This window comes from uncultured Flavobacterium sp., assembly GCF_963922255.1.
GTDB lineage: Bacteria > Bacteroidota > Bacteroidia > Flavobacteriales > Flavobacteriaceae > Flavobacterium.
Genome location: NZ_CAWUIC010000008.1, coordinates 43,907 through 68,696 on the forward strand (window position 1 = coordinate 43,907; position 24,790 = coordinate 68,696).

At 31.3% G+C, this 24,790-nt stretch carries 15 protein-coding genes and 1 tRNA gene; 6 read left to right on the forward strand and 10 right to left on the reverse strand.

Annotation, left to right across the window (positions count from 1 at the left end; all coding sequences use genetic code 11):
• Positions 1 to 6: 6 nt before the first annotated feature.
• The 3 genes from nrfD to AABJ49_RS07955 are packed head-to-tail and all read right to left on the reverse strand — an operon-like array spanning position 7 to position 5,854.
• Positions 7 to 1,413: an NrfD/PsrC family molybdoenzyme membrane anchor subunit gene (nrfD, locus tag AABJ49_RS07945; protein WP_338377717.1), complete on the reverse strand. Its 1,407-nt coding sequence runs from the start codon at positions 1,411 to 1,413 to the stop codon at positions 7 to 9.
• 24 nt (positions 1,414 to 1,437) lie between these two features.
• Complete coding sequence (locus AABJ49_RS07950) at positions 1,438 to 4,506, reverse strand: TAT-variant-translocated molybdopterin oxidoreductase (RefSeq protein WP_338377719.1); 3,069 nt, start codon at positions 4,504 to 4,506, stop codon at positions 1,438 to 1,440.
• A 31-nt stretch (positions 4,507 to 4,537) separates the two neighbouring features.
• Positions 4,538 to 5,854: a c-type cytochrome gene (locus AABJ49_RS07955; RefSeq protein ID WP_338377721.1), complete on the reverse strand. Its 1,317-nt coding sequence runs from the start codon at positions 5,852 to 5,854 to the stop codon at positions 4,538 to 4,540.
• A 216-nt stretch (positions 5,855 to 6,070) separates the two neighbouring features.
• On the opposite strand from AABJ49_RS07955, the gene AABJ49_RS07960 reads away from it, so the two are divergent.
• Entirely contained in the window at positions 6,071 to 6,448 is a 378-nt protein-coding gene (locus AABJ49_RS07960; RefSeq protein ID WP_338377723.1) for an SPOR domain-containing protein, read from the forward strand.
• Positions 6,449 to 6,450: 2 nt separating this feature from the next.
• Positions 6,451 to 8,649, forward strand: coding sequence for a TonB-dependent receptor (locus AABJ49_RS07965; protein WP_338377724.1), 2,199 nt, complete (start codon positions 6,451 to 6,453; stop codon positions 8,647 to 8,649).
• Positions 8,650 to 8,720: 71 nt separating this feature from the next.
• Here the strand turns inward: AABJ49_RS07965 and infB are convergent, their stop codons facing one another.
• The 3 genes from infB to rimP all read right to left on the reverse strand — a co-directional run bounded on the left by infB (position 8,721) and on the right by rimP (position 13,334).
• Complete coding sequence (gene infB, locus AABJ49_RS07970) at positions 8,721 to 11,525, reverse strand: translation initiation factor IF-2 (protein ID WP_338377726.1); 2,805 nt, start codon at positions 11,523 to 11,525, stop codon at positions 8,721 to 8,723.
• An 84-nt stretch (positions 11,526 to 11,609) separates the two neighbouring features.
• Positions 11,610 to 12,851 (reverse strand): transcription termination factor NusA, encoded by a 1,242-nt coding sequence (nusA, locus tag AABJ49_RS07975; RefSeq protein WP_338377728.1) that lies wholly within the window; start codon positions 12,849 to 12,851, stop codon positions 11,610 to 11,612.
• 15 nt (positions 12,852 to 12,866) lie between these two features.
• Positions 12,867 to 13,334, reverse strand: a complete 468-nt coding sequence (gene rimP, locus AABJ49_RS07980; protein WP_338377730.1) for a ribosome assembly cofactor RimP — start codon at positions 13,332 to 13,334, stop codon at positions 12,867 to 12,869.
• A 163-nt stretch (positions 13,335 to 13,497) separates the two neighbouring features.
• Between rimP and AABJ49_RS07985 the strand changes: the two genes are divergently transcribed.
• A complete protein-coding gene (locus tag AABJ49_RS07985) occupies positions 13,498 to 14,322 on the forward strand; it encodes a universal stress protein (RefSeq protein ID WP_338377734.1) in 825 nt (274 codons plus the stop codon).
• 49 nt (positions 14,323 to 14,371) lie between these two features.
• Here AABJ49_RS07985 and AABJ49_RS07990 read toward each other — a convergent pair.
• Positions 14,372 to 14,442: transfer RNA gene (locus AABJ49_RS07990), tRNA-Gln, on the reverse strand.
• A 153-nt stretch (positions 14,443 to 14,595) separates the two neighbouring features.
• Between AABJ49_RS07990 and AABJ49_RS07995 the strand changes: the two genes are divergently transcribed.
• Positions 14,596 to 17,802: a DUF2723 domain-containing protein gene (locus AABJ49_RS07995; protein WP_338377736.1), complete on the forward strand. Its 3,207-nt coding sequence runs from the start codon at positions 14,596 to 14,598 to the stop codon at positions 17,800 to 17,802.
• A gap of 77 nt (positions 17,803 to 17,879) precedes the next feature.
• A complete protein-coding gene (locus AABJ49_RS08000; protein WP_338377737.1) occupies positions 17,880 to 18,506 on the forward strand; it encodes a polysaccharide deacetylase family protein in 627 nt (208 codons plus the stop codon).
• On the opposite strand, the gene AABJ49_RS08005 is transcribed toward AABJ49_RS08000, so the two are convergent.
• The 3 genes from AABJ49_RS08005 to AABJ49_RS08015 all read right to left on the reverse strand — a co-directional run bounded on the left by AABJ49_RS08005 (position 18,503) and on the right by AABJ49_RS08015 (position 21,788).
• Positions 18,503 to 18,799 carry a thioredoxin family protein gene (locus tag AABJ49_RS08005; RefSeq protein WP_338377738.1) on the reverse strand — a complete coding sequence of 99 codons (297 nt, stop codon included), beginning with the start codon at positions 18,797 to 18,799 and terminating at the stop codon, positions 18,503 to 18,505. The two genes, AABJ49_RS08000 and AABJ49_RS08005, sit on opposite strands and share 4 nt — an antisense overlap.
• 163 nt (positions 18,800 to 18,962) lie before the next feature.
• Complete coding sequence (locus AABJ49_RS08010; RefSeq protein WP_338377739.1) at positions 18,963 to 20,447, reverse strand: hypothetical protein; 1,485 nt, start codon at positions 20,445 to 20,447, stop codon at positions 18,963 to 18,965.
• Positions 20,448 to 20,555: 108 nt separating this feature from the next.
• On the reverse strand, positions 20,556 to 21,788 hold the full coding sequence (locus AABJ49_RS08015; RefSeq protein WP_338377740.1) for a metallophosphoesterase: 1,233 nt from the start codon (positions 21,786 to 21,788) through the stop codon (positions 20,556 to 20,558).
• 117 nt (positions 21,789 to 21,905) lie between these two features.
• On the opposite strand from AABJ49_RS08015, the gene polA reads away from it, so the two are divergent.
• Positions 21,906 to 24,761: a DNA polymerase I gene (polA, locus tag AABJ49_RS08020; protein ID WP_338377839.1), complete on the forward strand. Its 2,856-nt coding sequence runs from the start codon at positions 21,906 to 21,908 to the stop codon at positions 24,759 to 24,761.
• Positions 24,762 to 24,790: the final 29 nt, after the last annotated feature.

Genomic DNA, 24,790 nt, shown 5'->3' on the forward strand with positions numbered 1-24,790 from the left:
ATATTATTAATGATTATCTGAATTATGATCGTGTTGTGCTCTTGCTCTTTTGAAATTATCTCCAGAAGATTTCAATATTGTTTTAACTTCTGCTTGAGCAATTACTGGGAAACTTCTAGAATATAATAAAAACAATACAAAGAAGAATCCGATAGTTCCAATAAATATTCCTGCATCAACAAATGTTGGTTGGAACATTGTCCATGATGATGGCAAATAATCTCTATGCAATGAGGTAACGATAATTACGAAACGCTCAAACCACATTCCAATATTTACAACAATTGAAATTATAAAAGAGAAAGTAATACTTGTTCTTAATTTTTTAGACCACATAAACTGTGGAGAGAAAACGTTACAAGTCATCATCAACCAGTATGACCACCAGTAAGGTCCAGTTGCTCTATTTAGGAAAGCATATTGTTCATATTCAACACCTGAATACCAAGCGATGAATAACTCTGTAATATAAGCTGTTCCTACAATAGAACCAGTAATCATGATTACAATATTCATTAATTCAATATGTTGAACTGTAATATATTCTTCTAAGTTAGACACTTTTCTCATGATGATAAGTAAAGTATTTACCATTGCAAATCCTGAGAAAATTGCTCCTGCAACGAAATAAGGAGGCAAGATAGTTGTATGCCAACCTGGAACTACAGATGTTGCGAAGTCAAAAGATACAATCGTGTGTACAGAAAGTACAAGAGGAGTAGCTAAACCAGCTAATACTAATGAAACTTCTTCAAAACGTTGCCAATCTTTTGCTCTACCACTCCATCCAAAAGATACTACTGAATAGATCTTTTTAGTAAAAGGAGTTACAGCTCTGTCTCTTAACATAGCAAAATCAGGAAGTAAACCAGTCCACCAGAAAACCAATGAAACTGAAAGATACGTTGAAATTGCAAATACGTCCCATAATAATGGAGAGTTAAAGTTAACCCATAATGACCCAAATTGATTTGGAATAGGCAGTACCCAGTAACCTAACCATGGACGACCCATGTGAATGATTGGGAATAAACCTGCTTGCATTACAGAGAAAATCGTCATTGCTTCAGCAGAACGGTTAATTGCCATTCTCCATTTTTGACGGAATAATAATAATACTGCAGAAATTAAGGTTCCAGCGTGACCGATACCAACCCACCAAACGAAGTTAGTGATATCCCATGCCCAACCAATTGTTTTGTTTAATCCCCAAGTACCTATACCTGTAGTTATAGTGTAAGTCATACAACCTAATCCCCAAAGGAATGCAATAAGTGCGATTGTAAAAACTGTCCACCATTGTTTATTTGCTCTACCTTCAACAGGTCTAGCAACATCTACTGTAACATCGTGGTAAGATTTATTTCCTACTACTAAAGGTCTTCTAATGGGTGCTTCGTAATGAGACGACATAATCCTTTATATTGTTTCTGTTAATTAAATTTTTTCTTTATCGTTTGTAACTTTCACATGATAAAACACATTTGGCTTAGTTCCAATATGCTCTAGTAAATGATACATTCTTTTATCTTCTGCTAATTTAGCTACTTGAGATTCCTTATCGTTAACGTCTCCAAAAATCATTGCTCCACTTGAACAAGCTGCGGAACAAGCCGTTTGAAATTCTCCGTCTTTGATTTGTCTTCCATCACGTTTTGCATCAAGAATAGTTTTTTGTGTCATTTGAATACACATTGAACATTTCTCCATAACTCCACGAGAACGAACATTCACATCTGGATTAAGAACCATACGTCCTAAATCATTATTCATGTGATAATCAAACTCACTGTTTTTATTGTATAAGAACCAGTTAAAACGTCTTACTTTATATGGACAGTTGTTAGCACAGTAACGAGTACCTACACATCTGTTATAAGCCATATGGTTTTGACCTTGTCTACTGTGTGAAGTTGCAGCAACAGGACAAACTGTTTCACATGGTGCGTGATTACAGTGTTGACACATGATTGGTTGGAAAGCAATTTGTGGATTCTCTGAAGGATCTTCCATATCGCTTAAAGTACCTATTACATCTGTTAATCCGTGTGCATTTTCTTTTAATTCAACATCATCAGCAAAAGTTTCTTCGTGAGAATAATATCTATCAATACGCAACCAGTGCATATCTCTACTTCTTCTAACTTCAGATTTACCTACAACTGGCACATTGTTTTCTGCGTGACATGCAATTACACATGCTCCACATCCAGTACAAGCATTTAAATCAATTGACAAATTGAAATGATGACCTGTTGACCTATCAAATGACTCCCATAAATCTACAGATTTAGCAGGAACTTCTTTATGATCTAAAGAAACCATTGGAGTTGGATTCCAAATTTCAGAATTTTCATATTCTTTTACAAAAGTGCTTAATGTAGTTTCTTTGATGATATCACCTCTACCCATTAATGTTTTTTGTAATTGAACACATGCAAATTCATGTTCACCACTAGCTTTAGAAATTGTTGCAGATTGGTTAGCGTTCAAATTAGCATATAGCTCATAAGCATTAACACCTACTTGCATTTCTGCTTTCATTGATTCTTTTTTACCATATCCAAATGCTAATGCAATTGTACCAACCGCTTGACCTGGTTGAATGATTACTGGTACATTTTTTAGAGTGTTATTTCCAACTTTAATATCAGCATAACTTCCGTTAAGACCTCCATTAGCAACATTCCAATTCTCTAATTTATATTTTTCAGCATCTTTCTTAGATACTGTAACATAATTATCCCATGAAACTCTTGTAATCGGATCTGGAAATTCTTGCAACCATGGATTGTTTGCTTGTTGACCATCACCTAATCCTACTTTAGTATACAATACTAAGTCTAAAGCATTAGATTTTACTTGTGCAAGCTTAACTGCAGAAGCAGTATAGTCAGTAGAAGTTGCCGTTAAAGCACTTACTTCACTCGTTGCAAAACCATCATGAACCGCTTGATTCCATGATTTTCCATTTAAACCAACTGATGCATAAGCCTTTAAATAATCGTAATATGATGTAGTATTATCTGTTAAAGACAACAATACTTCTTGAAATTGTTTAGTATCAAATAAAGGATTAATAGTTGGTTGTTGAATACTATAATTTCCTCTTGTTAAAGTTACATCTCCCCAAGACTCTAAATAATGTGGAGTTGCAGCTGCTATATTTGAAACTAATGCTGTTTCATCTTCTTTCATTGAAAATGCAACAGATAATTTTGTTTTTTTAAGACCTTCAACAAAATCTTTTGAATTTGGTAAAGTATAAACAGGATTTACACCACTCATTAAGATTGTGTGAACTTTTCCTGCTTTTAAATCAGAAACTAATTGGCTAACATCTTTAGCGTTACCTTTTCTTGTTAATATAGCATTTGTTGTATTAAATGCCTCTGAAGACAACTGATTGTTTATCGCCAATGTTAACAATTGAGCATCAACATCATCAATTCCACACACAAGAACACCTTTTGAACCTGCTGCTTTTAATTGTTGAGCTGCTTTTAAAACATCAGCTTCATATTTATCAATTTTTGGAGTCCCTACTGTTGCTCCAACTATTAAATTATATATTTTAATTAAGGCTTGTCTTTGATTAAAAACAGTCAAAGGAATTCTTTTATCAGCTTTTGCACCAGCTAAAGACATATTTGCCTCTATTTGGATATGCTTAGACATTTTTCCGTTTTTAGGAATTCTACCTTTAGCATAACTAGCATCAAATCCACCACCTTGCCAATCACCTAAGAAATCCGCACCAATAGATACAATAACATCAGATTTAGAAAAGTCATAATTAGCCAATCCTCTTACACCATAAACAGTTTGAAAAGCATCAAGTGCATTAGATTCAGAAACCGCATCATAAACGACTTGCTTAGCATTTGGATACTTAACCATAAAATCAGCTAATAAAGCATCTGTAGAAGGACTTGCAGTAGAGTTAGTTAAAACAACTACACTTTCCCCTTTTGCCTTTGCATCTTCAAGGCTTGATTTGATTTTAGCGTTAACTTGACTCCAATCAGCATCTTTTTGATCAATCTTTGGTTGCTTTAAACGAAGACTATCATATAATGAAAGAACAGAAGCATGAACTCTAGCATTTGCACCAGATCTTGCTCCTTCTAACTTATTGTTTTCAACTTTAATTGGACGACCTTCACGGGTTTTGATTAAGATATTAGCAAAATCAAAACCATCAGCAATAGTTGTTGCATAGTAATCAGCAACTCCTGGAATAATTTGTTCTGGTTGAAGTACATAAGGAATTGACTTTACAACTGGACCTTCACACGCAGCTAATGAAGCAGCTGCAGTACTAAATCCAACGTATTTCAAAAAGTCACGACGAGAAGTTGATGAAGAAGACAAATTATCTTTATCTCCTAAAAATTCATCAACAGGGATTTGCTCCACAAACTCGTTGCTTCTTAGCGTCTCAACAATAGAGCTGTTTTCGTCTAGCTCTTCAACACTTTTCCAGTATTTTTTGTTTGATGCCATTGTATATAAATATTAGCTTCTTAAATTATTATTAATAGTGACATTTACCACATTCTAAACCACCCATTTGCGCTGCTGTTAATTGCTTAACACCATATTTTTTAGATAATTCTTCGTGTATTTTTTTGTAATATTCGTTGTCTTCTACTTTCACATTTGTTTCTCTGTGACAGTTGATACACCAACCCATTGTTAATGGTGAATGTTGTCTCATTATTTCCATTTCTTCTACTGGACCATGACAAGTTTGACATTCAATACCTGCTACAGAAACGTGTTGTGAGTGATTGAAATATACAAAATCTGGTAAATTATGAATACGAACCCATTTTACTGGACTTGTTTTTCCTGTATATGATTGTGTAGCTTTATCCCAACCAACAGCAGTGTATAATTTATCAATTTGTTCATCATAGAAAGCTTTTGAATGCTCTTCTGTAGCAGTAGTTTCAGCTACTTCAGAAATATTTTTATGACAATTCATACAAACATTTAATGAAGGGATATTTGAATGTTTACTAACTCTTGCAGCTGAGTGACAATATTTACAATCAATTCCATTATCACCAGCATGAATTTTGTGTGAATAATGAATAGGCTGAATTGGCTCATACCCTTGATCAACTCCAATTTGCATAAAGTATCCATACATAAAATAAGCACTAACTAATAAGAACATGATCGCAGAAACAACCATTAAAAATTGGTTTTTAGCGAATGCTTTCCAAATTGGTAATGATTTTTCTTTAGTAGCTACTTCAATACCGTTAGCTTTTGCTATTTTATTAAGTACATTACTTACTAAAAACAACATCACAACTAACATCATCAACACTAATGCCAAAGCTCCTAATATAATGTTGTTAGAAATTCCTGAATCAGAACTTGCTGCTCCACCTTCTGCATTAGTTACCACTGGAACTTCAGCTTTAACTTCAGAAGTATAGGCTAAAATATCATCAATATCAGCATTTGATAATTGAGGAAATGCCGTCATTGGCACTTTTCCATTTTCTTCGAAGACTTTTATTGCTAATGCATCACCAGACTTAATTAAATCAGCACTATTATGAACCCATTTGTAAATCCATTCTCTATCATACTTACTAGCCACATCGCGAAGAGCTGGACCTGTAGATTTGCCGTCTAATTTGTGGCATGCAGCACAATTTGCATTGAATAATTCTTTTCCTTTTACAGCATTACCTCCACCAGCAGGTGCTTCAACAACAGCAGATGTTTCCGCAGGAGCTGCATCTTGAGAATAAGAAACTAATGACAAGGATAGCGTTAAAGCTAAACTGAAGAAAATCCTAGAAAACGATTTATGGTTACCCACCTTTTTCATATTTAAAATGATTATCGACTATAATTGGTATAGTTTTAGATATAAATGTGCTTAATAAATCTCACACCTTTTTTAAAACTCCGACAAAAATACAATAATAGAATTATTATCAAAACCTTAATTTTACCATAAAATGTAATTTATATTTGTTCTAAATAAAATATTAACTTTAACAAATCCATTTAAAATGTAATTTTGCATTAAACAATATTCATTATGAAGAAATTAACCATTTACAAATTGCTTTTTTTAACACTGATATTCAGCTTTATATCAAATAAAACTTTTTCTCAAACAATTGAACAAGATCCAAAAATTGACGCTTTATTAAAAGAGAAAAGAAGGATTAACACCGGAATTACCATAAATGATTTGTATAAAATTCAGATTTTTAATGGCAAAAAAGATGAAGCTCTAAAAAATTTAAATGAATTTAAAAGTGCTTTTAAGGAAATTGACGGCACAATAATCTATAATAATCCAACATTTAAGGTTTGGGTAGGAAGTTTCAAAACCAGAATTGAAGCCGAAAATGCATTGATTGAAATTAAAAAGAAATATCCTTTGGCTTTATTGATAAAACCTAACAAATAAATATGAAATTATTATTTTGTTTTACCTTCCTATTATTAGGTACGATTTCTTTTTCACAAACAACAAAAGATACTACAAAAATTAATCAACTTGAAGAAGTGATCCTTTCTTCGGTTAGAGTTCCCAAGAAAAAAGAAGTTTTACCAATACAAGTTGAGTCCATCAATTTAAAACAAATTGAGTTTCAAAATTTTCAAAATACAGCTGATTTATTATCCAATTCTGGAACATTAGTGGTTCAAAAGTCGCAACAAGGAGGTGGAAGTCCAACAATTAGAGGTTTTGAAGCTAGCAGGGTTCTGCTTTTAGTTGACGGAATTAGAATGAATAACCTTATTTTTAGATCAGGTCATTTGCAAAATGTAATTACAATTGATGAAAATCTACTTGAAAACGTAGACATTTTTTATGGCCCAACTTCAACGCTTTTTGGAAGTGATGCTTTAGGTGGAACTATTAACATGACAACAAAAAAAGCAAAATTTTTATCTGCAAAAACATCAACTTTTAGCGGTACAATTTCAACAAGATACTCTTCTGTTAACGAGGAAAAATCGGGACATTTTGATTTTAATTTTGCAAAAGAAAACTGGGCTTCTTTAACTTCATTTTCCTATAATGATTTTGGAGATTTAAAAATGGGAAAAAAGAAAAACCATAATGGAGATTTTTTTGGCGAAAGACCATTTTATGCTGAAACTACAAATGGAGTTGATGTTTTAGTTGAAAACTCAGACAAGCATCTTCAAAAACAATCTGGATTTAAGCAATATAATTTCATGCAAAAATTGGCTTATAAGAGTCAAAAAGGTTTTGAACATGACTTAAATTTTCAATTTTCAAATAGTACAGATATTCCTCGATATGATAGATTAACCGATGCCTCAACAAATGGTTTAAAAAATGCTGAATGGTTCTATGGTCCACAAAAAAGACTTTTAACTATTTATAGTTTGAGTAAACAAAAAGCATTTTTAGAAAGTGATTTAAAAGTGGATTTTGCTTATCAAAATATAGAAGAAAGTCGTCATAATAGAAGGTTTGGTAATTATAACTTACAAAACAGAACTGAAAAAGTAAATATGTACTCAATAAGTGTTGATTTGCATAAAGAATTTTCAAAAAGCGATTTATTTTATGGAGTTGAAAGCTATTTAGAGAATCTAAATTCATCTGCTTTTTCTAACAATATCAATACCGGAGAAATTGAAACAATCGACACTCGTTATCCCAACGGAAAAAATAATATGATGAGAAATGATTTATATGTTTCTTATAATTCTATGTTTTCCAAAATGACTACTTTCAATATTGGTGCAAGAGCTGGTTATACTATTCTAAATAGTAACATTTCAGATGATTCCTTTTTTCCTCTTCCATTTAATGACATTAACCAAAAGAATTTTACTTATAGTGGAACTGCTGGATTGGTTCACAAACCTTCAAAAAATATTGATTTAAAAACAAACATAAGCACAGGATTTAGAGTTCCAAATATTGATGACTTAGCTAAAATATTTGAATCTGGTGGTGGTTTTGTAATTGTTCCCAATGCAGATTTAAAACCTGAAAAAACAATTACTACTGATTTGGGAATGGTTATAAAATCAAATAACAAACGTTTTCAAATTGAAAATACTTATTATTTTACTCGTTTTATTGATGCTATTGTTACGGATGATTATCTGTACAATAATCAATCTACAATTATTTATAACGGAAGTGAAAGTCAAGTTTTAGCTAATCAAAATAAAGGAAGAGCTTTTGTAACTGGTTTTTCTACAAATATAAAAGGGTATTTAGTTTCAAGTTTGCAATACACCGCTAATTTTAATTACACATTAGGTAGAATAACAAGTGAAGAAAGTAGAACTCCATTAGATCACATTCCACCTTATTACGGAAAATTAGGCTTGAATTATACCAAAAAATGGGGAACAATTGAAGGTTATGTTTTATACAATGGCAAAAAACCAATTGATGAATATTTTTTAAATGGTGAAGATAATGAGCAATATGCTCCAAATGGAGGAATGCCAGCTTGGGAAACTTATAATTTAAAAACAGCTTTTACCATCTTACCAAAAGCAACATTATTTGCTGGAATAGAAAATATTTTAGACACTCAATATAGAGTTTTTGCTTCCGGTATAAATGCTCCTGGCAGGAATATTTATGGTGGCTTGAAATATGATTTTTAAAAAACAAAACTCCTAAAAACAAAAAAATCCCAAGCTACAAACTTAGGATTTTTTTATATGTTAAAGTGAAATTATTTTTTCAGTTTCTTCTTAACTTCAACTTCTTGGAAAGCTTCAATGATATCTAATTCTTGAATATCATTATATCCTTTAATTTGCATACCACAATCGTATCCTTTTGCTACTTCTTTAACATCATCTTTGAAACGTTTTAATGTAGCTAATTCACCAGTGTAAATTACAACACCTTCTCTAATAAGACGAATTTTAGAATTTCTGTATACTTTACCATCAGTAACCATACAACCTGCAATAGATCCTACTTTAGAAACTTTAAATATTTCTCTAATTTCGGCAGTACCTGTAATTTCTTCTTTTAATTCTGGAGAAAGCATACCTTCCATAGCATCACGTAAATCATCAATTGCATCATAAATAATTGAGTAGTTACGGATATCGATTTCTTCTTTTTCAGCTAATTGTTTCGCGTTTCCTTGTGGACGAACATTAAATCCGATAATAATTGCGTCAGAAGCAGAAGCTAACAATACGTCAGATTCAGTAATTGCTCCAACACCTTTATGTATAATATTTACTTGTATTTCTTCTGAAGATAATTTAGAAAATGAATCGGAAAGTGCTTCAACAGAACCATCCACATCTCCTTTAAGGATAATATTTAATTCTTTAAACTGACCTAATGCGATACGACGACCGATTTCGGCAAGTGTAATATGCTTTTGAGTACGAACAGATTGTTCCCTTTGTAATTGAGTACGTTTTGCTGCAATTTGTTTTGCTTCTCTTTCGTCTTCATATACATTAAACTTATCACCTGCTGTTGGTGCTCCATCTAAACCTAATATAGACACAGGAGTTGATGGACCAGCTTCAGTAATTACATTACCTCTTTCATCATGCATTGCTTTAATCTTTCCATGATTTTTACCAGCCAACATATAATCTCCAACGCGTAATGTACCTGCTTGTACTAAAATAGTAGAAACATATCCTCTACCTTTATCTAATTGTGCTTCAACAACAGTACCAACTGCTGGTTTATCTGGGTTAGCTGTTAACTCTAAAACTTCGGCTTCTAGTAATACTTTTTCAAGCAGTTCTTTTACACCAGTACCTTTTTTAGCTGAAATATCATGAGATTGGTATTTTCCACCCCAATCTTCAACTAACAAGTTCATAGCTGCTAATTTTTCTTTTATTTTTTCTGGATTTGCTGCTTCTCTATCAATTTTATTAATAGCGAAAATCATTGGTACACCAGCTGCTTGAGCGTGACTAATTGCTTCTTTTGTTTGAGGCATAATATCATCATCGGCAGCAATTACAATAATTGCAATATCAGTAATTTGAGCACCACGAGCACGCATAGCTGTAAAGGCTTCGTGACCAGGTGTATCTAAGAAAGCAATTTTTTGACCACCTTCTAAAGTTACTCCGTAAGCACCAATATGTTGCGTAATTCCTCCAGATTCTCCAGCGATTACATTGGCTTCACGGATATAATCCAGTAAAGATGTTTTACCGTGATCTACGTGTCCCATTACAGTAACAATTGGAGAACGTGGTTTTAAATCTTCTGGTTTATCTTCAACAACTTCTAAATTTTCTTCAATTTCAGCAGAAATAAATTCAACTTCATATCCAAATTCATCAGCAACAATGGTTAAAGTTTCAGCATCTAAACGTTGGTTTTGAGTTACCATGATACCAAGCGTCATACAAGTTCCGATTACTTTTGTAATTGGCACATCCATCATTGTTGCAACTTCTCCTACAGTAACAAATTCTGTTACTTTAATAGTTTTACTTCCTTCTTGAAGTGCTTGTTGCTCGTCTTCTGAACGTTGACGATGTGAATCTCTTTTATCTCTACGGTATTTTGCAGCTTTGGATTTTCCTCCTTTACCTCTACCTTGAAGTCTTTCTAGAGTTTCTTTAATTTGATTTTTAACATCTTCTTCAGTAGGTTCAACCTTTTGAACAACAGGTTTCTTTCCTCCTTTATTGAAACCACCACCGCCTCTTACAAACTCTTTCTTTCCACCGGTGTTGTTTACACCAGGTGTAGTAGATGTTCCTGGTTTAGCGATTCTACGACGTTTATTTTTATTAGCATTGTTTGCACCTGGAGTTCCAGCTGCTTTAACATCACCTGCTTTTTTAACTTCTTTACGAGGGTCTTTCTTTTTAGGTTTGTTGAATTGTGATAAATCAATTGTTTTTCCTGTAAAAGTAGCTCCTGCTAATTTTTGATATTGTGTTTCAACTTTTTCTTCTTCAACCTCTTCAGAAGTTCCTTTTGATTCCTCTTTTTTATTTTCTTTTGAAACTACTTCAGTTTTTTCAACTGCAGAAATATTTTTCTCTTTTTTAGGTTGTTCTGAAGCAACTTTAACCTCTTCTTTAGAAGTTTCTTTAGTTTGAGAAACAACTTCTTCTTTTGGAGTTTCTGTCTTAGGTGCTTCCGTTTTTTCTTGAGATTTGTCTGCTTTTTTTGGATTCAAATCTATTTTTCCAATAGTTTTTGGTCCTGAAAGTTCTGCTCTAGCTTTCACAACTTCTTGTTTCTGCTTTTCTTCTAGCAATCTTTTTTCTTCAAGTTCTTTTTCGAGTTGCTTTTTAAGGGCTTCTTTTTCTTTACGCTTTTCTTCACCAACCTCAAGAGAAGCTACTTTCTTTCCTTTATCAGCAGAAAATTGACCGCATAAAATATCGTATTCCGCTTGAGAAATTTTTGCATTAGGACTTGCATCAATGTTATGATCCTTCTCTTTTAAGTAGTCCACTGCTCTTTCTAAGGAAATATTTAATTCTCTTAAAACTTTGTTTATTCGTATTGCTCTTTCTTCAGACATAAATTAATTTACTATTTCTTCTAAACTATATTATTGTAAATATAATCTTTTTTTAATCTTTTTTTGGTTAATAGTTATTGAAAACTATCTATCAAATTCTTCTTTTAAAATTTTAACTACTTCTAAAACGGTTTCTTCTTCAAGGTCTGTTCTTCTAACTAAGTCAGCTACATCTTGATCTAAAATACTTTTAGCAGTATCTAATCCAATTTTTTCAAACTCTTCAATTACCCATTCTTCAATTTCATCAGAGAATTCTCTTAATTCAACATCATCTTCTTCTTCCGTTAAGCCTTCTCTAATTACATCTAATTCGTATCCCGTAAGTTGCCCAGCCAATCTAATGTTGTGTCCTCCACGACCGATTGCTTTTGAAACTTCTTCTACTTTTAAGAACACTTCTGCCGTTTTCTTTTCTTCATTAATTTTAATAGAAGAAACTTTTGCAGGACTTAATGCTCTTGTAATATATAATTGTGTATTTGTTGTGTAATTGATTACATCAATATTTTCATTTCCTAATTCTCTAACGATTCCATGAATACGAGAACCTTTCATACCAACACAAGCTCCAACTGGATCAATTCTGTCATCATAAGAATCTACGGCAACTTTTGCTTTTTCTCCTGGTATACGAACTACATTTTTAACAGAAATTAATCCGTCAAATACTTCAGGAATTTCTTGTTCAAATAATTTTTCCAAGAACAATGGTGCTGTTCTAGACATAATAATTTGAGGTTTGTTTCCTTTTAATTCAACACTTTCAATAACTCCTCTTACATTATCTCCTTTTTTGAAATAATCACTTGGAATTTGTTTTTCTTTTGGAAGAACAATTTCATTCCCTTCATCATCCATCAAAATTACAACTTTTGGACGTACATGATGTACTTCAGCTGTATAAATATCTCCAATTAAATCTTTAAATTGTTTGTAAAGATTTGTATTGTCATGTTCATGTATTTTTGAAATTAGGTTTTGACGCAAAGCTAAAATAGCTCTTCTACCTAATTGAATTAATTTTACTTCTTCAGAAACATCTTCACCAACTTCAAAATCTGGTTCAATTCTTCTTGCTTCAGATAATGATATTTCAGAATTCTCATCTTCTACTTCTCCATCTGCTACAACAACTCTATTTCTCCAAATTTCCATATCTCCTTTATCAGGATTTATGATTATATCAAAGTTGTCATCTGATCCGTATTTTTTCTTTAATGCGTTTCTAAAAACATCTTCTAAAATAGCCATTAACGTTACTCTATCTATGAGTTTGTCGTCTTTAAATTCTGAAAACGAATCGATTAATGCAATATTCTCCATGTTGATTCTAAATAATTAAAATGATATTAAAACAATTGCTTCTTTAATTTCTGAATAAGCAATTTCTTTTTTATTGTTAACTGTTTCTTTTCCTTTACCAATTTTTTTTGGCTCTCTTGATTGCCATTCTAAAGTGATTTTTTTATCATCAGCATTAGTTAATTGGGCTTCTATTTTCTCTAATTCCTTAGTAGTAACTTTTATATTTCTACCTACATTTTTTTTATATTGTCTGATAAATTTTAAAGGTGTAGAAACTCCAGCTGAGGCTACATCAATTGAATAAATCAGTTCTTCTTCATCTAATTTATGTTCAATTGTACGGCTTATATCCATACAATCTTGAAGAATTACACCGTTATCATCATCTAAAGTTATGGAAATTTTGTTGTCTTCTGTCACAACTAAATCAATCAAAAACATAGATGGCTTCTGGGTTAAGGCTTCATCTAAAAGAACTTTTACTTTATCTTTAAAACTCATAATTCTATAAAAAGAGGGAAGCAGTGCTTCCCTCATTATCTAAATTCTCATACAAATAACGGTGCAAATATACATAATTTTTTAAATAAATAAAATCATTGATTTATATAATTAATTTTCATACCTTTATGTTATAAAAATATTAAATCAATATATCCTTAAAATGAAAAAAATTTTAGTACCTACCGATTTTTCAAATAGTGCCGAATATGCTTTAAAAGTAGCCGCTCAAATAGCAAGAAAAAATAATGGCGAGATAGTATTAATACATATGTTAGAATTACCTACTTCGGGCAATGATGCTGTTTCAAGCTCTCATGACATCCCTGAATTAATGTTGTTTAAAAATGCCGCTCTGAGTAAATTAGAAGACGTAATGAACGCTCCTTATTTGAAAGATTTAAAAGTTTCAAAAGTAATTCAGTTTGAAATGGCTTTTGACGGAATTCTTAGTAGTGGTAAAGCACATAATGTAGATTTAATCGTGATGGGTTCTCATGGAGCTAGTGGTTTTCAAGAAATGTTTATTGGTTCAAACACCGAAAAAGTTGTAAGAAATTCAGATGTTCCAGTTTTAGTTATCAAAAAAGAAGATAATGATTTTAATGCTAATAATTTTGTGTTTGCTTCTGATTTCTCTGATGAAATAAAAAAACCATTTGAAAAAGTAGTAAAATTTGCCAATGAATTTGATTCACATTTACATTTAGTAGTGATAAACACTCCAAACAGTTTTAAGTCAACACATGTAGCTCAAGAAATAATGGACAATTTTGTTGACGAATTTAAAATTAATAATTACTCTACACATATTTATAATGATGTTAATGTAGAAAAAGGGATTTTACATTTTGCTAAAAGCATTAAAGCTGACTTAATTGGAATGAGCACACATGGTAGAAAAGGTCTTTCACACTTTTTCAACGGAAGTATTAGTGAAGATTTAGTAAATCATGCTAAAAGAGCTGTTATTACCTTTAAAATCTAATAAAAAGTATAAACATAAAAAAAGCCCCGAAAATATCGGGGCTTTTTTGTTGTCCCACAAGGACTCGAACCTTGAACGACGGTACCAAAAACCGCTGTGTTACCATTACACCATGGGACATGGTTTGCTATTGCGAGTGCAAATGTAATACATATTTTATTTATTACAAATTTTTCTAAAAAAAATATTAAAAAATTAATTTCAGCGTTACTTATAACAAAAAAATAGTTTCTTTGTGGTATCGATAAAAATAATCTCATTTTAAATATGCTTATGACATCATTTAACTTTAATAAGTGGAATAATATTCTAGGTTGGTTTGCTTTTGCAATAGCATTAATCACCTATAGTTTAACTGTAGAGCCAACCTTAAGTTTTTGGGACTGTGGCGAATACATTTCTACTGCTGCCAAATTAGAAATAGGACATCCACCAGGAGCACCTTTGTTTCAAATGCTAGGTTCTTTCTTTGCTATGTTTGCTACTAGCCCAGATAAAATAGCTTTAATGGTTAATATGTTATCAGTTTTTTCAAGTGCTTTTACGATATTATTCATGTTTTGGTCGATGACTATTTTACTAAAAAAAATAATTCCTACGACTAATGATGATGAAAATAACAACTCAATAATGATTTTAGGAAGTGCTTTAGTAGCTTCATTAGCCTTCACTTTTACAGATAGTTTTTGGTTTAATGCCACTGAAGCTGAAGTTTATGCTATGGCTTCTTTATTTATTGCATTATTAATTTGGTTAGCTTTACGATGGGAACAAGAAATGGACACACCAAGAGGAAATCGATGGTTGGTTTTAATTTCATTAGTAATTGGACTATCTTTTGGAGCCCACTTTATGGCATTATTAACAATTCCTTCAATTGGATTGCTTTATTATTTTAAGAAATACAAAGAAGTCACTCTTAAAAATTTCATTTTAGCGAATGTTGTAGTTGTTGTAATTTTATTTTTCGTTTTCAAATTCTTATTACCTTATACGCTTTCATTTTTTGGAAAAACGGAAATTTTCATAGTCAATACCTTTGGATTACCTTTTAATTCAGGAACTATATTTGCTTTCTTACTGATTTTAGCTTTCTTCTATTTTGGATTAAACTATACAAGAAAAAAAGGACATGTTTTTTACAATACTATTTTACTTTGTTTATTATTTATTTTAATTGGATTTTCAACATGGATTATGCTACCAATTAGAGCAAATACAGATATTCCAATTAATGAAAATAAACCTTCTGATGCAGCTGAAGTTTTAGCCTATTACAATAGAGAGCAATATGGTGAACAAAAAACTTTTTATGGTCCAATGTTCTCTGAACAATATGCAGGTTTAGATGAAAGCAATCCTTATTTTGATGAAAAACCTAATTATGAAAGAGATTACAAAACTGGAACTTATGTAATTACTAATGATTATAAAAACGGAAATCAAAATTTAGATGACAATCACAAAGGTTTTATGCCAAGAATGTGGAGTACTGATCATGCTGAAAATTACATGTCATTTACACAACCATTGGAATTTAGAATAAATCCAGAATATTCTCATGAAGACGAACTTGTTCAAATTGTTTCAGAGTTTAGAACAGCTTATGCACAAGGAAAAGTTGATTTAGAAGATTATTCTGCATTTTTAAAAGGTTATGGAGATTATTTAATTGTTGAAAAACCTTCTTTTGCGAGCAATATGCAATTTATGTTTGAATACCAATTTGGATATATGTATTGGAGGTATTTGATGTGGAATTTTGTGGGACGTCAAAATGACATTCAAGGAAAATATGATAATGAAAACGGAAACTGGATTAGTGGAATTAAGCCTTTAGACGAAATTAAGTTAGGAAATCAATCCGAATTAACTTCTGATATGAAAAACAATAGAGCAAGAAACACTTATTATTTCTTACCGTTTATTCTGGGTGTTATTGGAATGATTTTTCATGCAAGAAGAGATTTAAAAAGCTTTTATGTTTTATTAGCGTTATTCTTATTTACAAGTTTTGCCTTAAAAATATTCTTAAACGAAAGACCTTTTGAACCAAGAGAAAGAGATTATGCAGTTGTTGGTTCATTTTATGTGTTTGCCATGTGGATAGGTTATGGTGTTTATGCCATTTATGAAGGATTGAAAAAATATTTGAGCCCGAAAGTTGCGGTTCCTGTTGTTTTAACTGTTACGTTATTAGCTGGACCAGTTCTTTTGGCAAAAGAAAATTGGAATGATCATGATCGTTCAGGAAGATACACTGCATTAGCCATGGCAAAAGCGTATTTAGATTCTTGTGAACCTAATGCAATTTTATTTACCATTGGAGATAATGATACTTTTCCTCTTTGGTATGCTCAAGAAATTGAAGGTTATAGAACTGATATACGAATTGTAAATACTAGTTTACTAGCAACCGATTGGTATATTGATCAAATGAAAAATAAAGCTTATGAGTCTGAACCATTGCCAATTTCTTTTACAAGAGATCAATACAAAGGTAGCAACAGAGATGGAGTTTTGTTTGTAGAAAAAACCAAAGAACCTTTACTCTTAGATGAAGTTTTGAAGTTCATTAAATTAGAAGATGAAAGAGCTACTGTTGAGATGAATAGTGGTCAAAAACTTCATTATTATCCATCTAACAAAATAATTATTCCTGTTGACAGAGAAACTGTTATTAAAAATAATGTTGTTGCCAAACAATTCCAAGATTCTATTGTCCCTGCAATAAACTTAACAATTAAAGGAAATGCATTATATAAAAACCGTTTAATAATGCTTGACATTCTTAATGAAAACAACTGGAAACGTCCAATGTATTTTACAGGTGGAAGTTTTGCTGATGAAGATTTCTTGTGGATGAAAGATTATTTACAATTAGACGGAATGTGCTATAAAATTGTTCCTGTTAAAACACCTTTAGAAAAAGGAGGAAGCCCATTGGATATGGGAATTATCGATTGCGACAAAATGTATAATATTATCATGAAATGGGATTGGGGCAATAGTAACGATTCAAATATATATCACGACACAGAAACTAGAAAAAACAGTGTTTCTTATCGTTCAAATATGGCTCGATTAACAGAAGCTCTAATCAATGAAGGTAAAAATGACAAAGCTGAAAAAATAATTGATTTAGCAATGGAAAAAATGCCTATTGAACAATTTGGATACTATACATTAGTAGAGCCTTTTGCTGCTGGATATTATGAAATTGGCAAGAAAGAAAAAGCACAAAAAATATTAAAAATTCTTATTGGCAAATATCAAGAAAATCTTAATTATTACAAAAGCTTAACTATAAATCAACAAAATAGTTTGTATCAAGATATCAGCTTAGACATTGAAAGATATAGAGGTTTACTTGAAATTAGTGAAAATGCTGAAGATCTTAATTTCTATAATACTGAAAAAGTAAAATTCAACAATTATAATAAAATCTTCAAGCGTTTTAAAAGAGATATGTTAGAGTAATTTTAAAAATAAATACTACATTTAGCCATAAATTGCACTCAGTAAGTTGTAATTTATGGCTAAATAATTTAAGCTAAATGGTAAAAGTTCCAAAAATCATAAAGAAATTATTTTATAATCAAGTTTGGGATATTCCTAATAACAAGAATAAAGTTTATCTAACATTTGATGATGGACCAACTCCAGAAGTTACCGAATGGGTTTTAGAGTTACTTAGCAAAGAAAACATCAAAGCCACTTTTTTTTGTATTGGAAAAAATATTGAAAAGCATCCTGAAATATTCAAAAAAACAATTGATTCTGGTCATTCTATTGGAAATCACTCTTACAATCATTTACAAGGCTGGAAAACTTCTTCAAAAAAATATACTGAAAATGTTGATCTATGTGAGAATGAGATTCGCAAATTAAATACAATTGAAAATAATCTATTTCGTCCACCTTATGGAAAGATAAAACCTATTCAGTCTAGAATACTTCGAAAAAAAGGGTTCAAAATTATAATGTGGGATGTTTTGAGTAAAGATTATGACCAATCCGTTTCTCCTGAAATATGCCTAGATAATGTAACTAAAAACACTTCACAAGGAAGCATCATAGTTTTTCATGATAGTCTAAAAGCACAGAAAAACCTTGAGTACACTTTACCCAAAGCAATAACATTTTTAAAAAATAAAGGATTTAAATTTGAAATGATAAACTAAGCTTGTTCTTGCACTATGTTTATTAGTGTATTCGCATCTAATTCACCACTTTGTCTCCAAACCATTTGCCCTGATTTGTAAATCATTAAAGTAGGTAAACCTTTAATACGAAGTGCTTCTGCAAGTTCTTGATTTTTATCTATATCAATTTTTATCACTTTGGCTTTGTCACCAAGTGCAGCTGCTACATGACGAATAACTTCATTCATAGCAATTGAAGGCTCGTTCCATTCTGTAAAGAAGTCCAACAAAACAGGAACTTTAGCATCTATAAGTTCTCCAAATTTTGACATAAATTTGATTTTAGCAATAATAAAACAAATGTTTATTATACAATTTATAACACAAATGTACTATTTTTAATGAATTAAGCTACTTTTTATGATTTTTTTAATCTAATATCAGTAGTTACAAGTGCATCTATTTTTTATTTACAAGTAAAATAAAGAAAAAATATTATCTTAATGACATATTAAAAGAATTTATTGTCAATGTTTTATTACTACCATTTATTCTTTGTGCATATAATTCAACATATTCACCTGCAGCTAATTCTACAGTTCCAGTAATTGGGAAACTTTGAACATAGCTAGAATTAGAATCTACAAATGTTTCTGATGATACTACAAAAGTATATGCTCCAGCAGCTGTAAATTTAACAAAGTAGAACAAAAAGTCAGTAGTTCCTGAACCAGATGCTTGCATTGATATAGTAGAAGAAACAATAAAAGTCTTTTTTCTTTTTCCATTATAAACTAATCTATTACTTAGTCCACCATCAGACATTCTAAATAAATTTGTTGATATTGTTGTTCCTGGTATTTTATAAGCTATAGATGTAGAAGGAAAACTAATTGTTGGATAAGTTATGGTTCTATCTAAATAAGTGTTCCCAGAAGCAAATCTGTCACTTTCAAATGGTATTCCAGGACATGAAACTGTCCATTTATTAGTGAAATTATAACCTGAAAAAGTACCAGTTCCTGTATATGGGTTTACATATCCAGTACTATTTGTTCCAGTAAACACAACAGCATCCATTACTGCATCTCCTGAAATAATTGGGTTAGAAGACACGTCAAAACCAATAGCAGTACCACTAACTTCTGTAAAACCACTTTGCTTTTGGACTAAATCAAATGTACCCGTTAATTTTTCATATGTTCCAGTATTGTTTCCAAACCACCCTATATTACTTAATAAAAGTTTTGCAATATTATTGTAAGTCACCCCAGTAGCATTACCAATATATTGAACAACACTAGAAAACACAAGTCCAAATCCAGATATAGTTCCAACATTTTGAGAAGTTGTAACAATTGCATCTCTAAAAATAAATGAATCAGCGGCAGTGCCCGTCAAGGCAAAAACAGCACCACTAGTTGCCTGGAGAGTAACATTTCTAATACTACCACCACTACCAGAAAAAAGAGTTCCTGAAGCTTTTATTAATTTATCTTCACCGGTGTCCAAACCGATAACATAAGCATTGTTAAGATCTATGGGTAAATCTACATTTATAGTTCCATTTATCTCATATAATGTATTGGTGTTTAATAAATATTTAGAATTTCCTCCTGCTGCTAACTCAGAAGCCAAAACTGTAGCTAAAACATCTGTAGATTTAATTCTTTTAAAATTCGTTCGTCCACTTACATCACTGTTAATTTTTATCCAAGAACTAGTAGATGTATTGTAGTGGTAAAAAGATTTCAAAGTTGTATCATAAACAATTAATCCATCTGCAGGTGTTGTAATAGTATTTCTTTGAACAGTAGTCATTCTTGGGGTTAACATTCCTTTTGAAGTTGAACTAACGTCTAACATCGAACTCGCATGTGGAGATGTCGTTCCTATACCAACTTGAGCATTTAAAGACATCATATTCACTAAAAAGAATATACATATCCAGATTGTTTTTTTTGGAGATAATTTTTTCATCGTAAGTCGTATGTTTTAGATTTGGGAAACCTAATTAAGGTATCAAAAATACAATCAAAACATTGACAAACTCAATTGAAAAAAGTTAATATTTAAGAATAGTGTAATTTATACGGGAAAACCTGATTTTTTCAAAGTGATAACCGTAATTTCTGGCATAATACCAACCCTTCCAGGAAAAGCATGAAAGCCAAATCCACGATTCACATAGATAAATCTACCCATATTTTCATACAATCCAGCCCATTGTTTGTAGACATATTTAACAGGACTCCATTTTAAAAACCCAGGTATTTCTATACCAAATTGAAAACCATGTGTATGTCCAGAAAGTGTTAAATGAAAATTTCTTTCGTCATGTTGAACTTCAGAATCCCAATGACTTGGATCATGACTCATTAAAATTTTAAACTCATCATTTGCAATGCCTTCACTTGCCACATTTAAATCACCTACTTTTTTAAAATGTTTTCCCCAATTTTCAACACCAACTAATCGAATGGAATCATTCCCTTTTTGGATTCTTACATTTTGATTAAGTAATAAATTAAAATCTATTTGACGGTGTAGATCTTTTATTTCTCTAAAATTTTCTTGTTTTGCTTCTTCAGAACTCCATTCTGAATATTCTCCATAATCATGATTTCCTAAAATAGAATATTTTCCTAAAACAGGATTATGAATTTTTTTAAAAGTTTCAATCCAAGGGTGCATTTCGGATGCATGTGTATTTACAATATCACCTGTAAATAAAACCAAATCACTGTTTTGTTCATTAATTAAATCTATAGCATACGCAATTTTATCAGGATTATCAAAACTTCCACTATGAATATCCGAAATATGTGTAATTGTTACTCCATCAAAAGAATCAGGCAAATCAGGAAAATTCAAAGTTTGTTTTATAATTTTAAAATTATATTTCCCAATTGTCATACCATACAAAAGAGAAGCAAAAGGAATAGACGCTAATCCAAGAGCAATTTGACTAACAAACCTTCTTCTTGTAGGCATAAATTTTCCACCATCATTATCTCCAACAAAATGAACAATTATAGCTTTAAAAAATCTAAAAATATCTTCTCCAAATAAAACAGCGGCAATTACAATTTTTGGAACAACAAAAATCAAAAACATTCCCATTGCAAGCATGCTTTGATGTGTTTGACCCACACTTCTTTCATATTGTGTAAACTGATAAACTATATAAGAAACCGTAATTAAAGTTACAACAATATATAGAATTAAAACTGCTCTAGATTTAGAAACAGTCCTAATGGCTTGAAACGAATAAAATTCAACAACTGCAATTATTATTAAAGGAATTAACCAACGTAACATATCAAAATTTTTAACAAAGTAAGTAACTTGAAATCAAATACACTATTTATTTAATCAATTTTAACAAAGTGATATTCATAAAGAATTGTATTTTTACGTTTTAAAATAAATTTCAAAATCATGTCACAAAAACGTTTATTCCTTTTAGATGCTTATGCATTAATATTTCGTGGGTATTATGCCTTTATAAAAAATCCAAGAATAAACTCAAAAGGAATGGATACTTCAGCCATAATGGGATTCATGAATTCTCTAATGGATGTGATTAAACGTGAAAAACCAGACCATTTAGCCGTAGCATTTGATAAAGGAGGAAGCGATTTAAGAAATGAAATGTTTCCAGAATATAAAGCAAACAGAGATGCAACTCCAGAAGCTATTAAAATAGCTATTCCTTATATTCAAGAATTATTAAAAGCTATGCACATTCCAATTATGGAAGAAGCTGGTTTTGAAGCCGATGATTTAATTGGAACACTTGCTAAACAAGCTGAAAAAGAAGGTTTCCAAGTTTTTATGGTAACTCCAGATAAAGATTTTGCCCAATTAGTTTCTGAAAATATTTTCATGTACAAACCAGCAAGAATGGGTAACGGAATAGAAATTTGGGGAATTCCAGAAGTGAAAGCTAAATTCGAAATTGAACATCCTTTACAAGTAATCGACTTTTTAGGAATGATGGGTGATTCTGCTGATAATATTCCAGGTTTACCCGGTGTTGGAGAAAAAACAGCCAAGAAATTTTTAGCGCAATATGGCTCTATGGAAAAATTACTAGAGAGCACTCATGAGCTCAAAGGTAAAATGAAAGAAAACATTGAAGCCAATAAAGAATTGGGGTTACTTTCAAAAAAATTAGCTACCATCCTACTCGATTGTCCTGTAATTTTCAATGAAAGTGATTTTGAACTTTCAAAACCTGATGTGGAAAAAACAGAAGCTATTTTTCAGGAATTAGAATTCAGAAGAATGCAAGAACAATTTGACAAAATGTTTAGAGATGGAAGTGAATATGATGAAATAAACACAAACGATCTTCCTGCCAATGGTGAAACTCCAAAACCAGCAAAAAAAGTAGCTCCAAAAAATGAAGAACAAATGGATTTATTCGGGTTTTCTGATGATTCTAATGATAGTTCAAGTACAAATTCATTTTATGCCACATTAGAAAATACAGAACATTTTTACCAAATAGTTCAAGGTGATTTGGCTTTGAAATTATTACTTCAAAATTTACTAAATCAGACTTCCGTGTGTTTTGACACTGAAACCACTGGTTTAGACGCTTTAAATGCTGAATTAGTCGGGATTGCATTTTCGTACGAAAAAGGAAAAGGATTTTATGTTCCCTTTCCAGAAAATCAAGACGAAGCTTTAGTTCTTATTGAGAAACTTAAACCATTTTTTGAAAATGAAGCGATTGAAAAAATTGGTCAAAACTTAAAATATGATTTAAAAATACTTTCTAATTACAACATTACTGTAAAAGGAAAACTATTTGATACCATGATTGCACATTATTTGATTAATCCAGATATGCGACACAACATGGATGTTTTGAGTGAAACCTATTTAAAATATAGTCCAAAAAGCATTGAAGATTTAATCGGTAAAAAGGGTAAGAATCAAAAATCAATGAAAGATGTTCCTTTGGAAGATGTAAAAGAATATGCTGTGGAAGATGCTGATATTACATTTCAATTGAAAGAACATTTCCAACCTATTTTGGAGAAAGTTGGAACCAAAAAACTATTTGATGCAATCGAAATTCCTTTGGTTGAAGTTTTGGCTGATATGGAAAAAGAAGGCATCAATTTAGATGTTGATTTTCTAAAAACAATGTCAAAACAATTAGCAGAAGAAAGCAATGCTTTAGAACAAAAAATATATGAATTTGCTGGAGAAACTTTCAATTTAGCTTCTCCAAAGCAATTAGGAGATATATTATTTGACAAACTTAAAATTGGAGGAGCTAAACAAAAGAAAACCAAAACTGGTCAATATGCGACTGGTGAAGAAATTTTAAGTTATTTAGCTAAAGACAACGAAATCGTTCGTCATATTTTAGAATGGAGACAAATGGTTAAGTTGCAAAACACTTATGTGGATGCTTTGCCAAATCAGGTAGATGCAAAAACAGGTAGAGTTCATACAGATTATATGCAAACGGTTGCCGCAACGGGACGTTTGAGTTCAAACAATCCTAATTTACAAAACATTCCAATTCGAACAGAAAGAGGAAGACAAATAAGAAAAGCTTTTATTGCTCGTGATGAAAATTATACTTTATTAGCAGCCGATTACTCTCAAATAGAACTTCGAATTATTGCCGCTTTATCTGGTGAAGAAAACATGATTAAAGCCTTTCAAAATAATGAAGACATTCACCGCTCAACAGCTTCAAAAGTATTCAATGTACCTTTAGAGGAAGTTACTAAAGAGCAGCGTAGTAATGCTAAAACAGTCAATTTTGGTATAATTTATGGTGTTTCAGCATTTGGATTAAGTAACCAAACTGATTTATCTCGAAAAGAAGCTGCTGATTTAATTGACGCTTATTATCAAACGTATCCAAAATTAAAAGCTTATATGTCAGAACAAGTTGATTTTGCGAGAGAAAACGGTTATGTTGAAACAATTTCAGGGAGAAGACGTTATTTAAAAGACATCAATTCAGCCAATGCAATGGTTCGTGGTGGTGCAGAACGAAATGCAGTAAACGCACCCATTCAAGGAAGTGCTGCTGATATCATAAAAATTGCTATGATTAACATTCATAAACGATTAATTGCTGAAAACTGGAAATCAAAAATGTTGTTACAAGTACACGATGAATTGGTTTTTGACGTTTACAATGATGAACTAGAAAAAATTCAGCCCATAATCAAAAGTGAAATGGAAAATGCTTTTAAGCTAGATGTTCCTTTGACAGTTGATTTAGGTTTAGGCAAAAATTGGTTAGAAGCGCATTAGAGTGTATATTAAAGCAACTTATGGAGAAT

Coding starts and splice junctions, on each gene's coding strand:
- nrfD (WP_338377717.1), bottom strand. CDS start 1,413: ATGTCGTCTCATTACGAAGCACCCATTAGAAGACCTTTAGTAGTAGGA.
- AABJ49_RS07950 (WP_338377719.1), bottom strand. CDS start 4,506: ATGGCATCAAACAAAAAATACTGGAAAAGTGTTGAAGAGCTAGACGAA.
- AABJ49_RS07955 (WP_338377721.1), bottom strand. CDS start 5,854: ATGAAAAAGGTGGGTAACCATAAATCGTTTTCTAGGATTTTCTTCAGT.
- AABJ49_RS07960 (WP_338377723.1), top strand. CDS start 6,071: ATGAAGAAATTAACCATTTACAAATTGCTTTTTTTAACACTGATATTC.
- AABJ49_RS07965 (WP_338377724.1), top strand. CDS start 6,451: ATGAAATTATTATTTTGTTTTACCTTCCTATTATTAGGTACGATTTCT.
- infB (WP_338377726.1), bottom strand. CDS start 11,525: ATGTCTGAAGAAAGAGCAATACGAATAAACAAAGTTTTAAGAGAATTA.
- nusA (WP_338377728.1), bottom strand. CDS start 12,851: ATGGAGAATATTGCATTAATCGATTCGTTTTCAGAATTTAAAGACGAC.
- rimP (WP_338377730.1), bottom strand. CDS start 13,334: ATGAGTTTTAAAGATAAAGTAAAAGTTCTTTTAGATGAAGCCTTAACC.
- AABJ49_RS07985 (WP_338377734.1), top strand. CDS start 13,498: ATGAAAAAAATTTTAGTACCTACCGATTTTTCAAATAGTGCCGAATAT.
- AABJ49_RS07995 (WP_338377736.1), top strand. CDS start 14,596: ATGACATCATTTAACTTTAATAAGTGGAATAATATTCTAGGTTGGTTT.
- AABJ49_RS08000 (WP_338377737.1), top strand. CDS start 17,880: ATGGTAAAAGTTCCAAAAATCATAAAGAAATTATTTTATAATCAAGTT.
- AABJ49_RS08005 (WP_338377738.1), bottom strand. CDS start 18,799: ATGTCAAAATTTGGAGAACTTATAGATGCTAAAGTTCCTGTTTTGTTG.
- AABJ49_RS08010 (WP_338377739.1), bottom strand. CDS start 20,447: ATGAAAAAATTATCTCCAAAAAAAACAATCTGGATATGTATATTCTTT.
- AABJ49_RS08015 (WP_338377740.1), bottom strand. CDS start 21,788: ATGTTACGTTGGTTAATTCCTTTAATAATAATTGCAGTTGTTGAATTT.